9 protein-coding genes are annotated in these 15,791 nt (G+C 55.8%); 4 read left to right on the forward strand and 5 right to left on the reverse strand.

Annotation, left to right across the window (positions count from 1 at the left end; translation table 11 throughout):
• Positions 1 to 130: 130 nt before the first annotated feature.
• From E0E37_RS06665 to cysK, 3 genes are all read left to right on the forward strand, one after another.
• A complete protein-coding gene (locus tag E0E37_RS06665) occupies positions 131 to 4,087 on the forward strand; it encodes an S-layer homology domain-containing protein (protein ID WP_130862236.1) in 3,957 nt (1,318 codons plus the stop codon).
• Positions 4,088 to 5,217: 1,130 nt separating this feature from the next.
• Positions 5,218 to 6,153: a GNAT family N-acetyltransferase gene (locus E0E37_RS19070; RefSeq protein ID WP_130862237.1), complete on the forward strand. Its 936-nt coding sequence runs from the start codon at positions 5,218 to 5,220 to the stop codon at positions 6,151 to 6,153.
• A gap of 198 nt (positions 6,154 to 6,351) precedes the next feature.
• Positions 6,352 to 7,281 carry a cysteine synthase A gene (cysK, locus tag E0E37_RS06675; protein WP_130862239.1) on the forward strand — a complete coding sequence of 310 codons (930 nt, stop codon included), beginning with the start codon at positions 6,352 to 6,354 and terminating at the stop codon, positions 7,279 to 7,281.
• Between the two features lie 637 nt (positions 7,282 to 7,918).
• On the opposite strand, the gene E0E37_RS06680 is transcribed toward cysK, so the two are convergent.
• From E0E37_RS06680 to E0E37_RS06700, 5 genes are all read right to left on the reverse strand, one after another.
• On the reverse strand, positions 7,919 to 8,176 hold the full coding sequence (locus tag E0E37_RS06680; RefSeq protein ID WP_130862241.1) for a hypothetical protein: 258 nt from the start codon (positions 8,174 to 8,176) through the stop codon (positions 7,919 to 7,921).
• Positions 8,177 to 10,153 carry a GmrSD restriction endonuclease domain-containing protein gene (locus E0E37_RS06685; protein WP_165445246.1) on the reverse strand — a complete coding sequence of 659 codons (1,977 nt, stop codon included), beginning with the start codon at positions 10,151 to 10,153 and terminating at the stop codon, positions 8,177 to 8,179.
• A gap of 76 nt (positions 10,154 to 10,229) precedes the next feature.
• Positions 10,230 to 11,318 carry a 1-aminocyclopropane-1-carboxylate deaminase/D-cysteine desulfhydrase gene (locus E0E37_RS06690; RefSeq protein ID WP_130862244.1) on the reverse strand — a complete coding sequence of 363 codons (1,089 nt, stop codon included), beginning with the start codon at positions 11,316 to 11,318 and terminating at the stop codon, positions 10,230 to 10,232.
• Positions 11,319 to 11,688: 370 nt separating this feature from the next.
• Positions 11,689 to 13,611, reverse strand: a complete 1,923-nt coding sequence (locus tag E0E37_RS06695) for a cache domain-containing sensor histidine kinase (protein WP_130862245.1) — start codon at positions 13,609 to 13,611, stop codon at positions 11,689 to 11,691.
• Positions 13,608 to 14,366: a response regulator transcription factor gene (locus tag E0E37_RS06700; RefSeq protein WP_130862246.1), complete on the reverse strand. Its 759-nt coding sequence runs from the start codon at positions 14,364 to 14,366 to the stop codon at positions 13,608 to 13,610. The genes E0E37_RS06695 and E0E37_RS06700 overlap by 4 nt, the downstream gene beginning before the upstream one ends.
• Positions 14,367 to 14,708: 342 nt before the next feature.
• Between E0E37_RS06700 and E0E37_RS06705 the strand changes: the two genes are divergently transcribed.
• Positions 14,709 to 15,737: a sugar ABC transporter substrate-binding protein gene (locus tag E0E37_RS06705; protein ID WP_130862247.1), complete on the forward strand. Its 1,029-nt coding sequence runs from the start codon at positions 14,709 to 14,711 to the stop codon at positions 15,735 to 15,737.
• Positions 15,738 to 15,791: the final 54 nt, after the last annotated feature.

A 15,791-nucleotide genomic window follows, 5' to 3' on the forward strand; every position in this document is an offset into this window, starting at 1 on the left:
CACTGACAGCCCCTTCACGGGGATATTCAGGGAGGGGGGAGTTCTTTTACCGAAATAAGACGTTAAAGCTATGAATGCCAAAGAGTGATGCGGACGCAAGTCTTTGGCAGACAAATTAGGAGAACAGCATATGAAAAAATTATGTTCATGGATTTTGACATTTGCCATGCTGCTGTCACTTCTTGGCGTTCCGGTTTATGCCGATGAACCCCAGGTGATCCTGACGATCACGCCGGACGTGACAGAGGTAAAAGCAAATGTGGAGACGGAGATCACCTACACGGTGGCCGTAAAGATCGCAGACGAGTCGACCAAAGTAGCGATGGTACAATACTTTTTGGCCCCCCCTGCGGGAATGACCCTGGCGGAGGAATGGGATGCGAATCTGGAAGGATTCTCTTATTGCGAAGCGGATCTGAAATATGATAAAAAAACAAATCCAAACGGGATATTTGAGACGGTCTTCGAATATACCCCTGCTTCCAAATACTTTTTAGGAGTAGGAGGAACCGAGACACGAAACCTTCATTACGACGCAGAACTTTTCAAAATCAAGGCAAAGATCAACTCGGCTACGCCGGGATCGATCGTTTTAGGTGTTGACCCCAACGAGATCACTAAGTTTGGCGGTCACACCGGCAATGCGGACGATGTCTTTACTTATGCCGTTGAAACCACGCCGGTTATGATCTATTCCGAGATCGCCGGAGAGCAGGCGGTGAATATCACTGCGCCGGTAAAGGGAGCGGAGCCCCAGACTAGCGTCAGTGGATCGGGCTACGAGGGTACGATCTCCTGGAGCGGCAACCCTGCAAGCTTTGCGGGCGACACCGCCTATACCGCCAGCGTCACGCTGACTGCGGGGGATGGATACCGCTTTACCTCAGACGCCACAGTGACCGTGGAGGGCGCAGAGGCTGTGAAAGATATAAAGGTGGCGTCCAATGGCGCGTCGCTTTCCTTTACGGCGGCTTTTCCAAAGACGGCGGGCAAGGATCAGCCCACCTGTACAGCTCCCACAGGGCTGACGGCCACCTACGGCCAGACTCTGAGCGAGATCACCCTGACTAACCCCGCAGGGAACACCGATGGAACCTGGAGCTGGGCGGACGGCGCCCAGAACGTGGGCAACGTGGGAAGCAACACATTTAAGGCCACCTTTACGCCCACTGACGATGCAAATTATGCCACGGTTTCCAACATCGACGTGTCGGTTACAGTGAGCCCGAAGAATATCGGCAACGTGACCGTGGCTGCCATCTCCGATCAGGAGTACACGGGAAGCCAGCTGACCCCGGCCGTCACCGTCACCGGAGACGATGGGAAGCTGACTGCCAATGATTATACACTGGAGTACGGCACGAACATCAATAAGGGGACCGGAACCGTTACGGTCAAAGCCAAATCGGGTGGGAACTATACCTTTACCGACGTGACCGCCAACTTCAATATCGTGGGCAAGGCTACCACCATCTCCATCAGCGGCAGTCTGGATACCGCTTACGGCACGGCGATAGACACCCAGAAGGTCACGGTAACGAAGACCGAGGGCAGCACCGGAGCGGTGACCTACAAATACTACATTGACGAGGCCTGCACACAGGGCGAGACGGAAACGGCGCCCACTGACGCAGGAACCTATTGGATCAAGGCCTTCCTGGCGGCGGACGAGAACTTCGGCGCTTCCAGCAGCAACGGGCTGAAATTTACCATCAGCCAAAAGGACCTGACCGTCACGGCAAAGGCGAAGACCATCGCCTACGGCGACGCGCCGGCCAATGACGGCGTGGAGTACGAGGGCTTTGTCAACGGCGATAACGCAGGAAGTCTGAGCGGAACGCTGGATTATGACTATACCTACACCCAGTACGGGAATGTGGGAAGCTACGATATTACGCCCAAGGGCTTGACTTCAGATAACTACGCCATCAGCTTTAAGTCCGGCGCGCTGACCGTGGAGCAGAAGGAAGTGGGCCTGAGCTGGCAGAACCATACGGGACGGACCTTCGGCGACGGAAAGACCGTCGCGGCGGAAGCCACGGGGACCGTCAACAGCGACACGGTGAAGGTTACCGTGAGCGGAGGCGCCGAGACCGCCGTAGGAGGACCTTACACCGCGGAAGCAACGAGCCTGACCGGAGCCAAGGCGGCGAACTACAAGCTGCCCGCCACCGTTACCCAGACCTATTCCATTGACAAGGGAACCCATGCAGACGGCACGGCTTCTGTCGTAGTGAAATACAGCGATACGGCGGAACAGACCGTGGATCTGAGCAAATTCATCCCCGGGGACTGCGGCGAGATCAGCGAGATCGCCGTGGCGGAGACGACAGATGGAAGTAACATCATCGCCGCAAGCAGCGGAGACGCGGCGGCAAAGACCGCCAAATTCACACTGGAATCCGAGCTGGCGGCAGGCGGAGCCACCGCCACGCTGACAGCCACGGTAAAGACGGCGAACTATGACGACTTTACCGTCGTGATCACAGTGAATACTACAGACAAAGACATCCCCACCGTGACGGCGGAGGACATCACCGTGACGTACAGCGGAGAAGCGGTAAGCGACGCCCAGATCAAGGGTACGGCATCTGTGGATGGAAGCTGGAGCTTCAAGGAGGGTCAGTCCATGACCGCCGCAGCGGACAGCGGAGCGAAGACCGTTGTGTTTACGCCGGCGGACGACAGCGCATATGAAACCGTAGAGACGACCATCACAGTGACCATCAAGAAGGCTGTGCCCACGGGAAAGCCGGGCTACACGGCCATCAATGCTGCCGGAAAGACTCTGGCGGATGCGGCTCTGACCGTGGGGACCATCACGCCGTCGAACGGCGCTATCAGCTGGGATCTGGGCGCTGATCAGGCCGTAACTGCCAACACGGCTTACGGCTGGACCTACGTGCCGGCAGATGCAGCCAATTACGAGGATCTGAAGGGAACCATCACACCTTACGTCACCTCCAGCGGCAACGGCGGAAGCCATGGCGGCAGCGGCGGCGGAGGAGGCGGCGGCTCCACGACGACGGATACCAAGACGGATATCGAAAAAGACCTTTCCTCCAGCGGAACCGCCACCATCGGCAGTGCGGATCTGGCCAAGGCCAAATCGCTGAAGCTGGAAAACAAGGAGATCGCCATCCAGCTGGATCAGAGAGCCATTACGGCAGTGGGAACCACCTCCAGCCTGGAGATCAAGGCAGTGAAGGCAGGAGCCGACGCGGCCAAGGCGTTGAAAGAAGACAGCGCGGCGCTCATAGGCGGCCGTCCGGTCTTTGAGATCACGGCCAAATACGGCGGCAAGACAGTGACCGACTTCGGAAAGGGAACGATTCAGATCAGCATCGTCTACACGCCGGCAGAAGGAGAAAAGACCGCCGGACTGGGCCTGTACTATCTCAACGGCGAGAAGGCGGAGCGGGTCAGCGGTTCGTACTACGACGAGAAGACGAAAGCCGTCGTGGGAGAGACAGATCACCTGTCCCTGTACGCGGTAGGCTACGACGAGACCCAGGCCATGAACGTGTTCGCTGATGTGAAGGCGGACGACTGGTTCCGGACTGCAGTGTACGATCTGTACAACAAGAATATCCTGTCGGGCAAGACGAAGACCACCTTCGCGCCTCAGGACAACGTGACCAGAGCAGAGTTTGCCACCATCCTGGCCAAGGCGGCGGGAGCCGATCTGACGGGAGAGGCGAAGCAGGTCTTCGGCGACGTGGCGGCAGACGCCTGGTATGCGGGAGCCGCAGCCTGGGCCAATGAAGCGGGAGTGGCTTCGGGAACCGGAAACGGAAACTTCAGCCCGGAGGCCAATATCACGAGACAGGACATGGCGGTGATGCTGACGAAGTACATCAGCAGCGTGGCAAAGAAAGAACTCGAAGTGAAGAACGAAGCCGTGACCTTCACGGACAGCGCTTCCATCGCGGAATACGCGGAGGAAGCGGTGAAAACCATGCAGACCGGCGGAATCATCAGCGGAGTGAAGGCGGCGGACGGAAGCTACAGCTTCAAGCCGACGGCCAACGCCACGAGAGCGGAAGCGGCCTCCATGGTCAGCGGCCTGTTGAACGCGCTGCAGTAAGGAACCATTGCTTGCGTTTCCCATTGATATAGCTTTGTGCCCCAGTCCGCCGGAAAGCCGGCGGGCCGGGGCGCGAAGCACAAATTCCATAGTACATACGAAGTAGTGCATACCAAACAGAAGCGTATACGGCTGTCCACACCGGCCTATACATAAATCTGGTATGGCGCCCCACCGTCATACCGGGTGATCCCGGTGACCGCCGGGATCACCGTTTTTCCCGCGGCAGCCGCCGCGGGATTACTTCAGGCGGCCTCCGAGCTGGGGAAGGCTTGGAGGTCGTTTTAGAACGGGAACTTCCGTTCACAACGCTGCTTTTTCCATTGATATAGCTTTGCGCCAAGACCCGCCGGAAAGCCGGCGGGCAGGGTGCGAGGCAGTAACCCCAACAGTACAGGCCAGACAGAAGCGTATAGAGCTGTCCACATCAGCCTATACATAAATCGGTATGGCGACCTACACGTCATACCGTGGTATTCCCGGAAACCGCCGGAAATACCGCTTTTACCGCGGCGGTCGCCGCGGGATCACACTTCAGGCGGTCTCCGAGCCGGAAAAGGCTCGGGGCCGTTTTTTCGTTATCAGAGACAGGAATGGAAGATCAGGCATAAGTTAGTCAATATCCTCTTTATCGCTGTCGTCGCAACGATTGCAGACTGGCTCCGCCAGTATTTAAAACTCCCAAACGGAATTCCTCCCCATGACACCATCCAGCATGTTTTTTCCTGGCTGATCCCGAACGATTTCGTCATCCATTTCAACCTTATGTTTCCGATACAGAACATGAGCCTGAAATCATTTCGGCCCCATAGGGTCCGGCATCCTTTTTACCGTTCATTGACTTAGATGCGTTTGCAGCTGCCGGAGAAAGACAAATGCTTGAAGGAGAATTTTACACGTGATATAATAGCCGCAAAGCAGCGGCTGCATGGATTCTGCGGGCAGCGGGCGCATGGGCGCATCCTAACGCGATGGCCTGCGGCCAGTCTTGACAGAATGAGACATTAAAAACCAGTATATGATCAGCGTATCTGCAGTGGGAAGCGGCGGGATCAGGCCGGCCCGAGTGGTTTGAATAGTATGTTCGGGCTGGGGGGCGAAGCAGCCAGGAAAAAGACGAGGAGAATAATATGTCAGATAAACAGATGGAATGGGAAAGACGATTTCGAACGTCGCTCATCTCGGCGTCAAAGGGACAGGAAAAGAGATTGAATCACATGCTCGCGCCGCAGTTTATAGCGTGCAGCTATGAGGAACAGACCGTGACGATCGCGTTTACGGTATATGAATGGGAATGGAATCCGCGCAGCGAGCTCCATGGAGGGTCCATCGCAGCCATGTTCGATCTGTCGCTGGGAATCGCCGCCCGATGTACGTCGGGCGCGTTTCAGGTGGCGACTACAGATATGTCCATCAGTTATCTACGGCGGGTGGCCGGGGACGACACAGTGCTGATGACTATCAAGATCCAGAAAAACGGCAGACAGATGATGCGTTTTTCAGGCGAGGCGCGTTCGAAAAAAACAGGGAAGACTGTGGCCACGGTGCAGAGTTCCTATATGATACTGTCTCATCCGGATTCCGTGATGATCAGGCAGGCGGCGCCCTCGGACCTGGATCAGGCGTTTCAGGTAGAAAATCGATGTTTTCCGCCAGCGGAAGCCGCTTCGCGGGAAGCTTTCTCCAGCAGAATAAAGACCTTTGCGGAGAGCTTTTTCGTGGCGGAGCTGGACGGAAAGATCATCGGACTGGTCAACGGCTGCGTTACGGATCGCCCGCTGATCTGCGATGATCTTTTCGAGGGGGACGGCGGCCACGATCCTCAGGGTGAAAACCAGATGGTATTCGGCCTGGCGGTAGACCCGGATTTTCAGCGCCACGGTGTGGCAGAACGCCTGATGGATCATTTCATCGAAAAGGCCAGGGAGGCCGGCCGCAAGAGGATGGTCCTCACCTGCAAGGAGGAATTGATCTCTTATTATGAACGTTTTGGATACGTGAACCGGGGAGTGTCCGCTTCCGTTCACGGCGGGGCGCAGTGGTACGATATGGTAATGGAGCTGTAGCCGAAGGGCACAGCTTCCGCATCTGCGGAATATGATAAAAAGGCGGAACCGCTGTTTGCGTCTCGGAAACGCGGGAATCAATGATAGGTGTTTTGCCAGAGCAGCGCTTCAGAAACCACCGGAGGCCGATCTTCGGCATGGATGCCGCCGGAGTTTCGGGAGCGCTGATATATTTTTTCAGGAAGGATGATGAAAGCCATGATATACAATGATATTCTGGAGGCGATCGGACAGACGCCTCTGGTCAGGCTCAGCAAGACCGCGGATCCCGACAGTGCGGAGATCCTTGTAAAATACGAGGGACTGAACGTGGGCGGGTCCATCAAGACCCGGACGGCGTACAATATGATTCAGGGCGCGGAAAGAAAAGGACTGATCGGCCCGGATACCGTCATCGTGGAGCCGACAAGCGGAAACCAGGGGATCGGTCTGGCGCTGGTGGGGGCGGTGAGGGGATATACGGTGAAGATCGTCATGCCGGATTCCGTCAGCGCAGAGCGCCGAAAGCTGATCGAACAGTATGGCGCGGAGGTTATTCTTGTCCATGACGACGGAGATATCGGGAAATGTATCGACGACTGCTTGAAGACCGCGCTTAAGATGGCGGAAGAGGACCCACGGGTATTTATCCCTCAGCAGTTTACTAATCCCGACAATCCGGCGGTACATAAGACCTGCACGGGAGTGGAAATTCTTGAACAGGCGGGGCGACCCATCCACGGCTTCTGCTCGGGGGTGGGTACCGGCGGCACGATCTCCGGTATTGGAGAGGTGTTAAAAAAGGCTAATCCGGACATCGAGATCTGGGCCGTGGAGCCGGAGCACGCGGCGATCCTTTCAGGAGGCAGCATCGGGACGCATCTGCAGATGGGCATCGGCGACGGACTGATCCCGGAAAATCTCAACATGGAAATTTACAGCGACATCTGTGTGGTCACCGATGAGGAAGCGCTGGAGACGGCGAAGGAAATGGCGAGGAAAGAAGGCATTCTCTGTGGTATTTCCAGCGGCTCCAATCTTGCCGCCGCCAGAAAACTGGCTAAGAAGCTGGGAAAAGGAAAGACGGTAGTCACGGTGCTGCCGGACACGGGAGAGAGGTATTTCAGCACTCCGCTGTTTGAAAAATAGTACGGAAGAAAACGGAACAGCACAGGTATCTTTAGAATAAATCCATGGTCCTGCCACAGAATTTATAAAGTTCTGCGGCAGGATTTCTGCTTTTTGGTCATAACTTTTTTAGACTGTATCCTGATCGTGAGCTACAGCCCAAGCAGGACCGCGGGTTCTGATCACTTTACTGCACTTCCTGCGTCACGCTAGCCTTCCCTTCTTTTTGGACTGCTTGGCAGTCTGGGCGCTTGCTGCTTTGGGCCGCCTGCCGCTCTGGGACACTTTACAGTCTGGGCCGCCTGCTGTTCTGAGGCGCTTGCCGGTCTGGGGCGTTTGCTGCACTGGGCCGCCTGCTGCTCTGGAAGATTGGCAGTTTGGGCTGGACGCTTGACAGTTCGGGTCCCGGAATAGTCGGGCTTGGAATGGCTGGACTTGGGGATACCCGGTAAGTAAAGCCGTTGACCGTGGGATCATTGAGTTCTGAAGTAGGTGAAAAAAGCAAAAAAAAATGAATATCACCGAAAAACACGTGGAAAACAGCGATAATCTCTCAATATTTACTGTAAAATAGGTGAAATCTCAATAAAAAATAGATTTTCGCCTATTTGGAAGCTGTTTTTCTGCGAGATCCAGAAAAAAATCTACATTTCGCTCATTACCCGCAGGGCCTGCCGACTATATAGAACACGATCAGCCCGCCGGCCACAACCAGCCCGTCGGCCACAACCAGCCCGTCGGCCTGTCTCTTATACACATCGTCGGCCGCCGCCAGCCCGCCGGCCACAACCAGCCCGCCGGCCATGGCATCATCACAGGACCCACATGATGTAAATATCGCGCACACAGCCGTCTTGTTTCTTTTGTTCGCTGTCAGACAGACCCCCGCAGCGGGCATGAATAACAGGGGATCCATTCACCGGAATTTCCGGGAAACGGACACGATCTCTCTGGCGTTGCTCAGCCGGGTGGTCATACTGTGCTTGCGCAGGTAGACGTAATCTCCGTAATAGGATATTTCGTCCTGCGGCGGCACGATCAGACGGATCACGGTAAATCCCCGGTAATCCACCACGTCCATCTGGGACAACACGGATACGGCCAGGTGTCTGGACAGAGGGGAATGATCGATGAATTCTTCCACATTGCGGCAGTAATTTTCCACAGAGATGCCAAGCAGAGCCGCTTCGCGCTGAATTCCCACCACATAATGTTCCATATAGCAGATGGGTTCCACACTGTCCAGCCGGGCGATTTTATTCGCGTCGGACTTTTTGTCAGCGATGCCGATATACAGCGTGCCGTTTTTGGAAGCCCCGATATTCGCCATACCGCAGAGTGTCTGCAGAATACGAGTCTCCAGATCCCTGTCGTATTGCCTGTCAGGTGACAAGCGCAGAAATCCCTGTTTGAATTCGCAGAGAGAGGTCTCGATGAGGGAGCGGGAGAGAGAAGCCTCAAATTCGGCTTCCAGCTGTTTACTGTTTCGTATCGTGATTCCGCTGCCGGCGAAGCAGGGCTGGATCAGAAAAGAAGCGTAATCTTCCAATTCACGGCAGGCTTCATCTGATTCCGGGAGGGCCGACATGACCAGCCGCATTTTTCTCAGGCCGTCGGCAAAACAGGCGGAGCCGCCGCACCGCAGCCCCCGCTTTACTACAGAGTTAAAGACGGCGAGAAAGAGCAGATAAAACGCTTCAGACGCCAGATCAGGTGAGCCGGAAACCGGCTGTGAAAAGACGAGATTCGACGTTTCATTCTGATCCGGGCCGGCAGAAGTGGAAGGAGCAATAGAAGCGGTGAACAGGGAAAAAATGCTCAGAATATCACGCTGAAGCTTTTCCGGGCCATATCGGCGAAGGCTTTTTTCCGTGTCCCTGCGAAGAAGACTTCCTCCGTCATAGAGATTATCCAGCAGCTCCGTGCTGCGCGCTGCTGGCTTTTCCGCTAAAACGGAATAAAGGATTCGGGCCACCAGCTCCTGATCCGCGCCCCGCAGCATATCCTCTTCCCTAAAGATACCCAGATGCGTCCAAAGTGAACCTGTATCTGGGCGGCGGTCCGGCAGTCTTTCCGCTCCGACGGCAGCATCCGGCCAGAATGTGGCCTCCGGCCGGGCGACAGCATTCGGTTCGACGGCAGCATCGGCGCCAGCGGCAGCATGGGGCCAGGAGGGAGAAGCCGGCCTGCCGGGAGCATGGGACTCGGCGGCGTTAGCATCCGGCCCAGCGGCAGCATCCAGTCGGGCAGGGGAATCCGCGCGGCCTTTGGCCACGCGATCTGCCGGATCACTGAAGGCCGCGCGATCTGCAGGCATTCCCAAGGGCATGCGGCGGATCTCTGCGGAAACGTGTTCTACGATTCCGGAGAAGCTGCCGGCGTCCTTTTTCACGCGGGCTTTTGCCCGGCGCAGCTCCTGACTGCTCAGCGGGCTGGCTTTCATATTGATATTCTCGATGATCGATGCGATCTGATCCTGATCGTATTCACTGAGAAAGGTGATGGCAAGGGGGTACTCCAGAAAGCGGGCGCGATCCTCTAGGCTGAGGGAAGTTTCATTTTGTTTTTCCGAATCCAGTGAGTTCCCCTTCCTGCGCTTTTCGGTCAGGTCCGCGCCGTCGTCGGAAAATCGAAAACCGCCGTCGATAAATTGGAAGATCGTTCTCAGCCGCTGCTGGCCGTCTACGAGTTCCAGACTTTCCTCGCCTCCGGACGACTTTCTGGCCAGAAGGACTGCGCCGCAGGGCTGGCCCTCAAGAATACTCTCAATAAAGTTTCGCTGCTGCTTTTTTCCCCAGACAAAATCCCGCTGGTAGGAAGGAATGAAAAGTGTTCCGCAGCGGTATAGTTCGTAAGCCTCGCGTATGGGCACTGCCAGATGCTGATACTTCAAATGGGACACCTTCTTTCACCGCGCCCGCTTCCGCGTTCGGAAGGCCGCGCTGCCGCTTATAAGTGACGGGGTTGTGTTAAAGTACGGTGACGCCGCCTTCCAGCTCGCGTTCCATCTCCCTGCGGTGGAAGGGCGTATTGATGCCGGGGCTGCCGCCGGTGTGCAGGAATACGATGGTATCGCCGGACTGGATCTTTCCCTCAGAGATCATGGTGCGGATGGCGCAGAAGGTCTTTCCCGTATAGCAGGGATCGAGTATGATCGCCTCGCTTCCGGCCATATCGTACATAGCCTGACGCACCTCGGGGACCGGATTGTTGTAAGCGCCCCAGGTGTAATCCGTCTCGATATGGAAGTCGTTTTCCGTTACATTTGCCAGAGCTGGAGCGTTCAGACCGTGGGCGCCCGTACCATAGAAAGCCTTTACCCGGTCAAAGTAGCGCAGACACCGGGGACCGCCTTCCGCCGCGGAAGGCGAGATGGCCACGCCGGTGAGCTGCAACGGTGAACCTTCGTTTTTCAGGCCGCAGAACAGTCCCATGTAAGTGCCCAGACTGCCGGCGGTGGTGATAACGCGCACGTTTTCCGCTTTTCCGTCTCTGGCCCTCAGCGTACCGGCGGCTTCCAGGGCCCTGACCTGCTCCGTCAGTTCCATGGCGCATTCGTAATATCCCAGGATCCCCAGCTCGTTGGAGCCGCCGATGGGGATCTCATAGATTTTTTCTCCTTCGGCTTCATATTTTTGCCTGACCAGCGCCGAAAGGCGGCGGTACTGCTCGCTCTCGGAAGCGCTGCCGTCATCCTTTCTCAGAATGACGTCGGCGCCCATCATGCGGTCCAGCAGGATATTAGCCGAGACCTCGCCTGGATATTCGTCCACGCATATGATGGCGCAGCGGAGCCCGTATTTCGCTGCCACGGCCGCCGTCAGCCGGCCGTGATTTGTCTGAGCGCCGCCCATGGTAAGCAGCATAGTGCAGCCTTTCTGCTGCGCGTCATAAAGCAGATATTCCAGTTTGCGCAGTTTGTTTCCGCCCATACCGAGTCCGGTCAGATCATCGCGCTTTATGTAAAGGTTGATCCCCAGTTTTTCCGACATGGTCGGAAGGTACTCCAGCGGAGTGGGGAGATGGAGAAAAGGAACTTTTTCGTGTCCCAGGATCATGGCAAACCTCCTTGTGATTCACCGGCGTTTGTCTGCCGGTATGTTTTCGTCCGCACGGGCTGTATTCGCTGATCAAGCAGATGAGTGCGCGCGGCCGCGCGTTTTGTTTTCGGTACGGCCGCTGTCGGCGGCATGAGCCCTTTTCCTTCATCATATCACGTTTGAAGGTGTTTTTTAACCTTCTTTTTTCTTCAGGAGGCACGAGAAATACTGCAGGTCCTTGTGCTTCCGGTTGGACCTTGTGCTTCCGGCTGGACCGTGTGCTTCCGCGGGTCCTTGTGCTTCCGCGGGTCCTTGTGCCTCCGGCAGGATCGCCGATTCCCGGCGGAGCGCCGGAGAGCGGCATTTCTGAAAGGACAAGGCTCTTCTGCTATTCGTCATAAATAACCCGGTGATCTTTCGACTCCGTCCCGGAAGGATAAAGGGCGCGGGCAGCGTCCCAGGACAGCATGGGGACCGTCAGCATGACTTCGGTCCCATAGGGAGAACTGCGCAAGGTCACGCCGAATTTTTTCCCGTAGGCCAGCCGGATGCGGGCGTTCACATTTTGCAGACCGATGTGGCTGTCTCCGGTGTCCGCGCTGTCGCCGCCCTCAAAGAGTTCTATGAGACGCCGTTGAGATCCCTCGCTCATGCCGGGACCATTATCCGAAACAGAGAGCACGATCCGTCTTCCCTCGACGCTGACGCGGACCGTCACAGAGCCCCGGACCTCAGGCGTTATCCGTTTCGCGATCCCGTGTTTGATGGCATTTTCCACCACAGGCTGCAGGAGAAAGCGCAGGATCGGCCGGCCGGCCACAGCTTCATCCCTCTGGATCTTGAAGTCAAAGCCGGAGGAGAAACGCAGCTGCATCAGCGAGGCGTAAGCGCGGATGAACTCCAGTTCCTCGTCGATAGAGATGAAATCGCTTTTTACATCCATATTCCTGCGCAGGAGCAGGCCCAGATCCGCGATGGCCGAGGAGATCTCCTGCTGACCGCCGAGCACGGCCAGCATCTGGATATTTTGCAGCGTATTGTTGATAAAGTGAGGGTCGATCTGCGCCCGCAGTGCGTTGAAGGCCGCTTCTTTCTGCCTGATCTGGAGGACGTATACCTCCCGGATCAGGCTGTTTATTTTTTGCGTCATCTCGTTGAACCCGCGCACGAGACTGCTTATCTCATCGTTTTCTTTATCCGGCGCCACAATATCAAAGTGCCCCTCCTTAAACAGGCTGATATTTTCCGCCAGAGCGTGGATGCGGGCGGAAAGCCTGCGGGCGAACAGAACCATCACCGTGAGACATACGGCCAGCGCCGCGGAGGTGGCCAGCAGCATGTTGGAAGTCAGCTGCGACAGATTTTTCAGCAGTCTGGTCTGGGGCAGATAGTAGTAGATCTTCCAGCCCGTCCGGGCGATGGTCTGAGAGAGGACGATGTAGTGTTCTTTTTCAAAGGAGAACTCGCCTGTGTCCGCAGCCGCCGTCAGACCTCCGGTAAAGTCGCTGTGCATGCTGTCGGTCTGCAGCAGAATGTGTCCGGTCTCATCGGTCAGGAGAAAGGAGCCGTAAGCGTCCGTGTCGGGCCGGTCCACGTAGGGATTGTTCAGGGAAGAGCCGAAATATGGACTGAAGGGTCCCTGGATGTCCACATCCAAAAGCAGAACGCCCAAACTTTCACCATGATGGTCGTACAGCATGCGGCCTATGGTAGCGTAGCTGTTGCCGGAACTTTTGATGTTGCCGGAGGAGACGTTAACGATGCGGGGACTGCCGCTGGATCCGCCCAGAGCTTCGGCCCAGTAGGTATAACTGTTGGAATTGTCCCGGACGACGGTGTAGCGCCGGGTGGACTGATAGACGTAATAGGATTTTTCCGGCGTGCACAGCCGGATGGCGAAGATACAGTCGCTGACGCTGGAAATGCTGAGAAAATAGTTTTCCAGCGTGTTGACGCCGTTTTCATAGTCCCGGATCATGCCCTCCACATAGGGCGTGTTGTAATAGAGGACCGAGGTGAAGTTCAGGGCGTTGCTGAAATTGGCCTCCAGAGAAGCTGAGATCTGTTCCAGGACCCGCTGCTGATCTGCCCGTTCCTGGGCGACGATCGCATGGCGGAAGGGCAGATACATCACGGCTACGATGAGGATAAAAAACAGCAGAAAAATAAATGAATGAAAGAGTATCATTCTGACGGAGAGATTGTTCAGGCGGAGGGCGCGGGCCGTTGCTGCGGCAAAGCGCCGGATGCCGCGTTTCTTTATCTGCTGAGCTGTCTGCATTTGCGTCGTCGAATTCGCCGGTTTTTTCATTGGGATCCCTGATTTCTGTATTCGCTGGGCGTCATGCCTGTGTGCCGCTTGAAGATCTGGCTGAAATAACGCACGTCGTCATAGCCTGCCAGATCGGCCACCTCATAGGTTTTCAGCGTCACGTCGGAGAGCAGCAATTCCTTAGACTTTTCGATCCGAAACTCAGTGACCAGGTCTACGAAATTGATGGCAAGCTCTTTTTTAAACAGCTGTGAGATATACACGGGACTGAGTCTGAATTTTTCGCCCAGCTGTTCCAGCGAGATAGCGCCGCCAATGTTTTCGCTGATATAAGAAAGGATCTCGCGCATGACCTTTTTGCCGGTGCGGGACGCGTAGCGGTCCAACAGGCTTTCACAGGCGGATGGGTGGGGCAGTCTGGCGTCCAGACACGCCTTCGCGCTTTCCAGCGTAGCGGCCAGCTCAGTCACATTGACGGGTTTGAGCAGATACTTGTGGACTCCCAGATTCAGAGCCCGGCGGGCGTAATCAAATTCACTGTAGCCGGACAGCACCACAAAAAGCGCCTGTGGGTGCAGGGCGCGGATCTGGTCTATGGCCGAAAGCCCGTCCAACTGCGGCATTCGGATGTCGGTGAGCACCAGGTGCATTTCGGCCCTGCCGCACGCCGCAACGGCGTCCTGCCCGTTTTCAGCGGCTGCTGCGATCGTAAAGCCATACTCCTCCCAATTCAGAATATGCGGCATGCCCTGCCGGATCATGGGCTCATCGTCAACGATCAAGACATTATACATGATTTAAGTATAATCCACTCGATTTTTCAGTGCAAGATAATTTACCTAAATAATTATAATTTTCAGAGAACGTAAATAAATCGAAAATAGATACGGGAATCGAAATGGAAACGAAATATATTTTGAATGATAAATCGTCAAACAAAATATAAAGTCTTTCGTATATACAAGAAGCCAGGGATTTGATTTAATATTCTTAACGAACGTACCTTCCGTTGACAAGAGCACTCACGGTTTTCAGGGGTAAATTTTTCCCAGAACTTTGTTGTCTTCGAAGGTATCTTCCACTGAAATGGTGCGCCCGCTAAAGAGCAGGGCGCGCAGAGAGAAGGAGGTAAACGTATGAACAGGCGAATCAGGTCCGCAGCGGCAATGTTACTGACTCTTATTTTGGTATTGACGTCCGCCGGCTGTTCCGGACCCGCTCCCTCCGGTTCGGGGAACGGCGGTCAGGACGGCGAAAAACCTTACGCCGGAAAAACCATCGGCGTATCCCTGTGGGACATGCGGCAGCAGTATTTCATCTCCATGTATGAGGGAATGGAAGCGGCGGCCGCGGATTACGGCATCAAGCTCAATCTGCAGGATCAGGAAAACGACAGCGGCCGGCAGAACACGCAGCTGGAAAATTTCATGTCGATGGGCGTGGACGGCATGATCGTGTGCGCCATCGACGGCGAGGCTGCGGACACGCTGGTGAAACAGGCTGCGGATCAGGGAATACCCACCGTGGCAGAGGGCGTGGAGATCAAGAGCGCCGCGGTCTGGCAGAACTGGATCGAGTATGACTACGGCTACACAGTGGGTAAAATGGCGGCAGAATGGATCAACGAGACCTATCCGGATGAGGAAAAAGTTTACTGCGGCGTCATCGGCGAAAGCTATTCTCAGCAGCTGGTGGACCGCACAGAGGGGATCATCGACGGACTGACGGAGAACACGGACAAAGCTTCCATTCTGGACACCCAGAACTCCTACAGCATGGAGGAGGCCATCAAGATCACGGAGAATTGGATGCAGGAATATCCCCAGATGCGCGTGATCTGCGGTATCGACGACGATAACGGGGGACTGGGCGCCAACGAAGCGCTCAATGCGGTAGTGGCGGAGAAAAACCGCTGGCAGTACGGAGTATTCGGCGCGGACGGCGTGGCGGAAGCGCTGAAGCGGATCGCCGAGGGAGGCTGTTACAAGGGTACTGTGGATATCGACCCCTACGGACAGGGCTACAACTGCGTTGAGCTGATGATCAAGCTCTGGGAGGGTGAGAAGGTAGATCCTTTCATCCTGGTGGATTCCAGCAAGACGATCACCACGAAGAACATCGGAGATTATGTAGACGAGAGCGGAAACGTCATCAGCCGCCAGTAACGGGAAGCGATTCTTCTCATGCCGGGGAAAGGGACGGCGCCGCCGTCCGGCGCA

This window comes from Bacilliculturomica massiliensis, assembly GCF_900605495.1.
Taxonomy (GTDB): domain Bacteria; phylum Bacillota; class Clostridia; order Peptostreptococcales; family Anaerovoracaceae; genus Bacilliculturomica; species Bacilliculturomica massiliensis.

Excerpts from the sequence above, each read along its gene's own strand:
- E0E37_RS06695 (WP_130862245.1), bottom strand. The coding sequence starts at position 13,611 with ATGAAAAAACCGGCGAATTCGACGACGCAAATGCAGACAGCTCAGCAG.
- E0E37_RS06700 (WP_130862246.1), bottom strand. The coding sequence starts at position 14,366 with ATGTATAATGTCTTGATCGTTGACGATGAGCCCATGATCCGGCAGGGC.
- E0E37_RS06665 (WP_130862236.1), top strand. The coding sequence starts at position 131 with ATGAAAAAATTATGTTCATGGATTTTGACATTTGCCATGCTGCTGTCA.
- E0E37_RS06705 (WP_130862247.1), top strand. The coding sequence starts at position 14,709 with ATGAACAGGCGAATCAGGTCCGCAGCGGCAATGTTACTGACTCTTATT.
- E0E37_RS06680 (WP_130862241.1), bottom strand. The coding sequence starts at position 8,176 with ATGGATCCCCTGTTATTCATGCCCGCTGCGGGGGTCTGTCTGACAGCG.
- E0E37_RS19070 (WP_130862237.1), top strand. The coding sequence starts at position 5,218 with ATGTCAGATAAACAGATGGAATGGGAAAGACGATTTCGAACGTCGCTC.
- E0E37_RS06690 (WP_130862244.1), bottom strand. The coding sequence starts at position 11,318 with ATGATCCTGGGACACGAAAAAGTTCCTTTTCTCCATCTCCCCACTCCG.
- cysK (WP_130862239.1), top strand. The coding sequence starts at position 6,352 with ATGATATACAATGATATTCTGGAGGCGATCGGACAGACGCCTCTGGTC.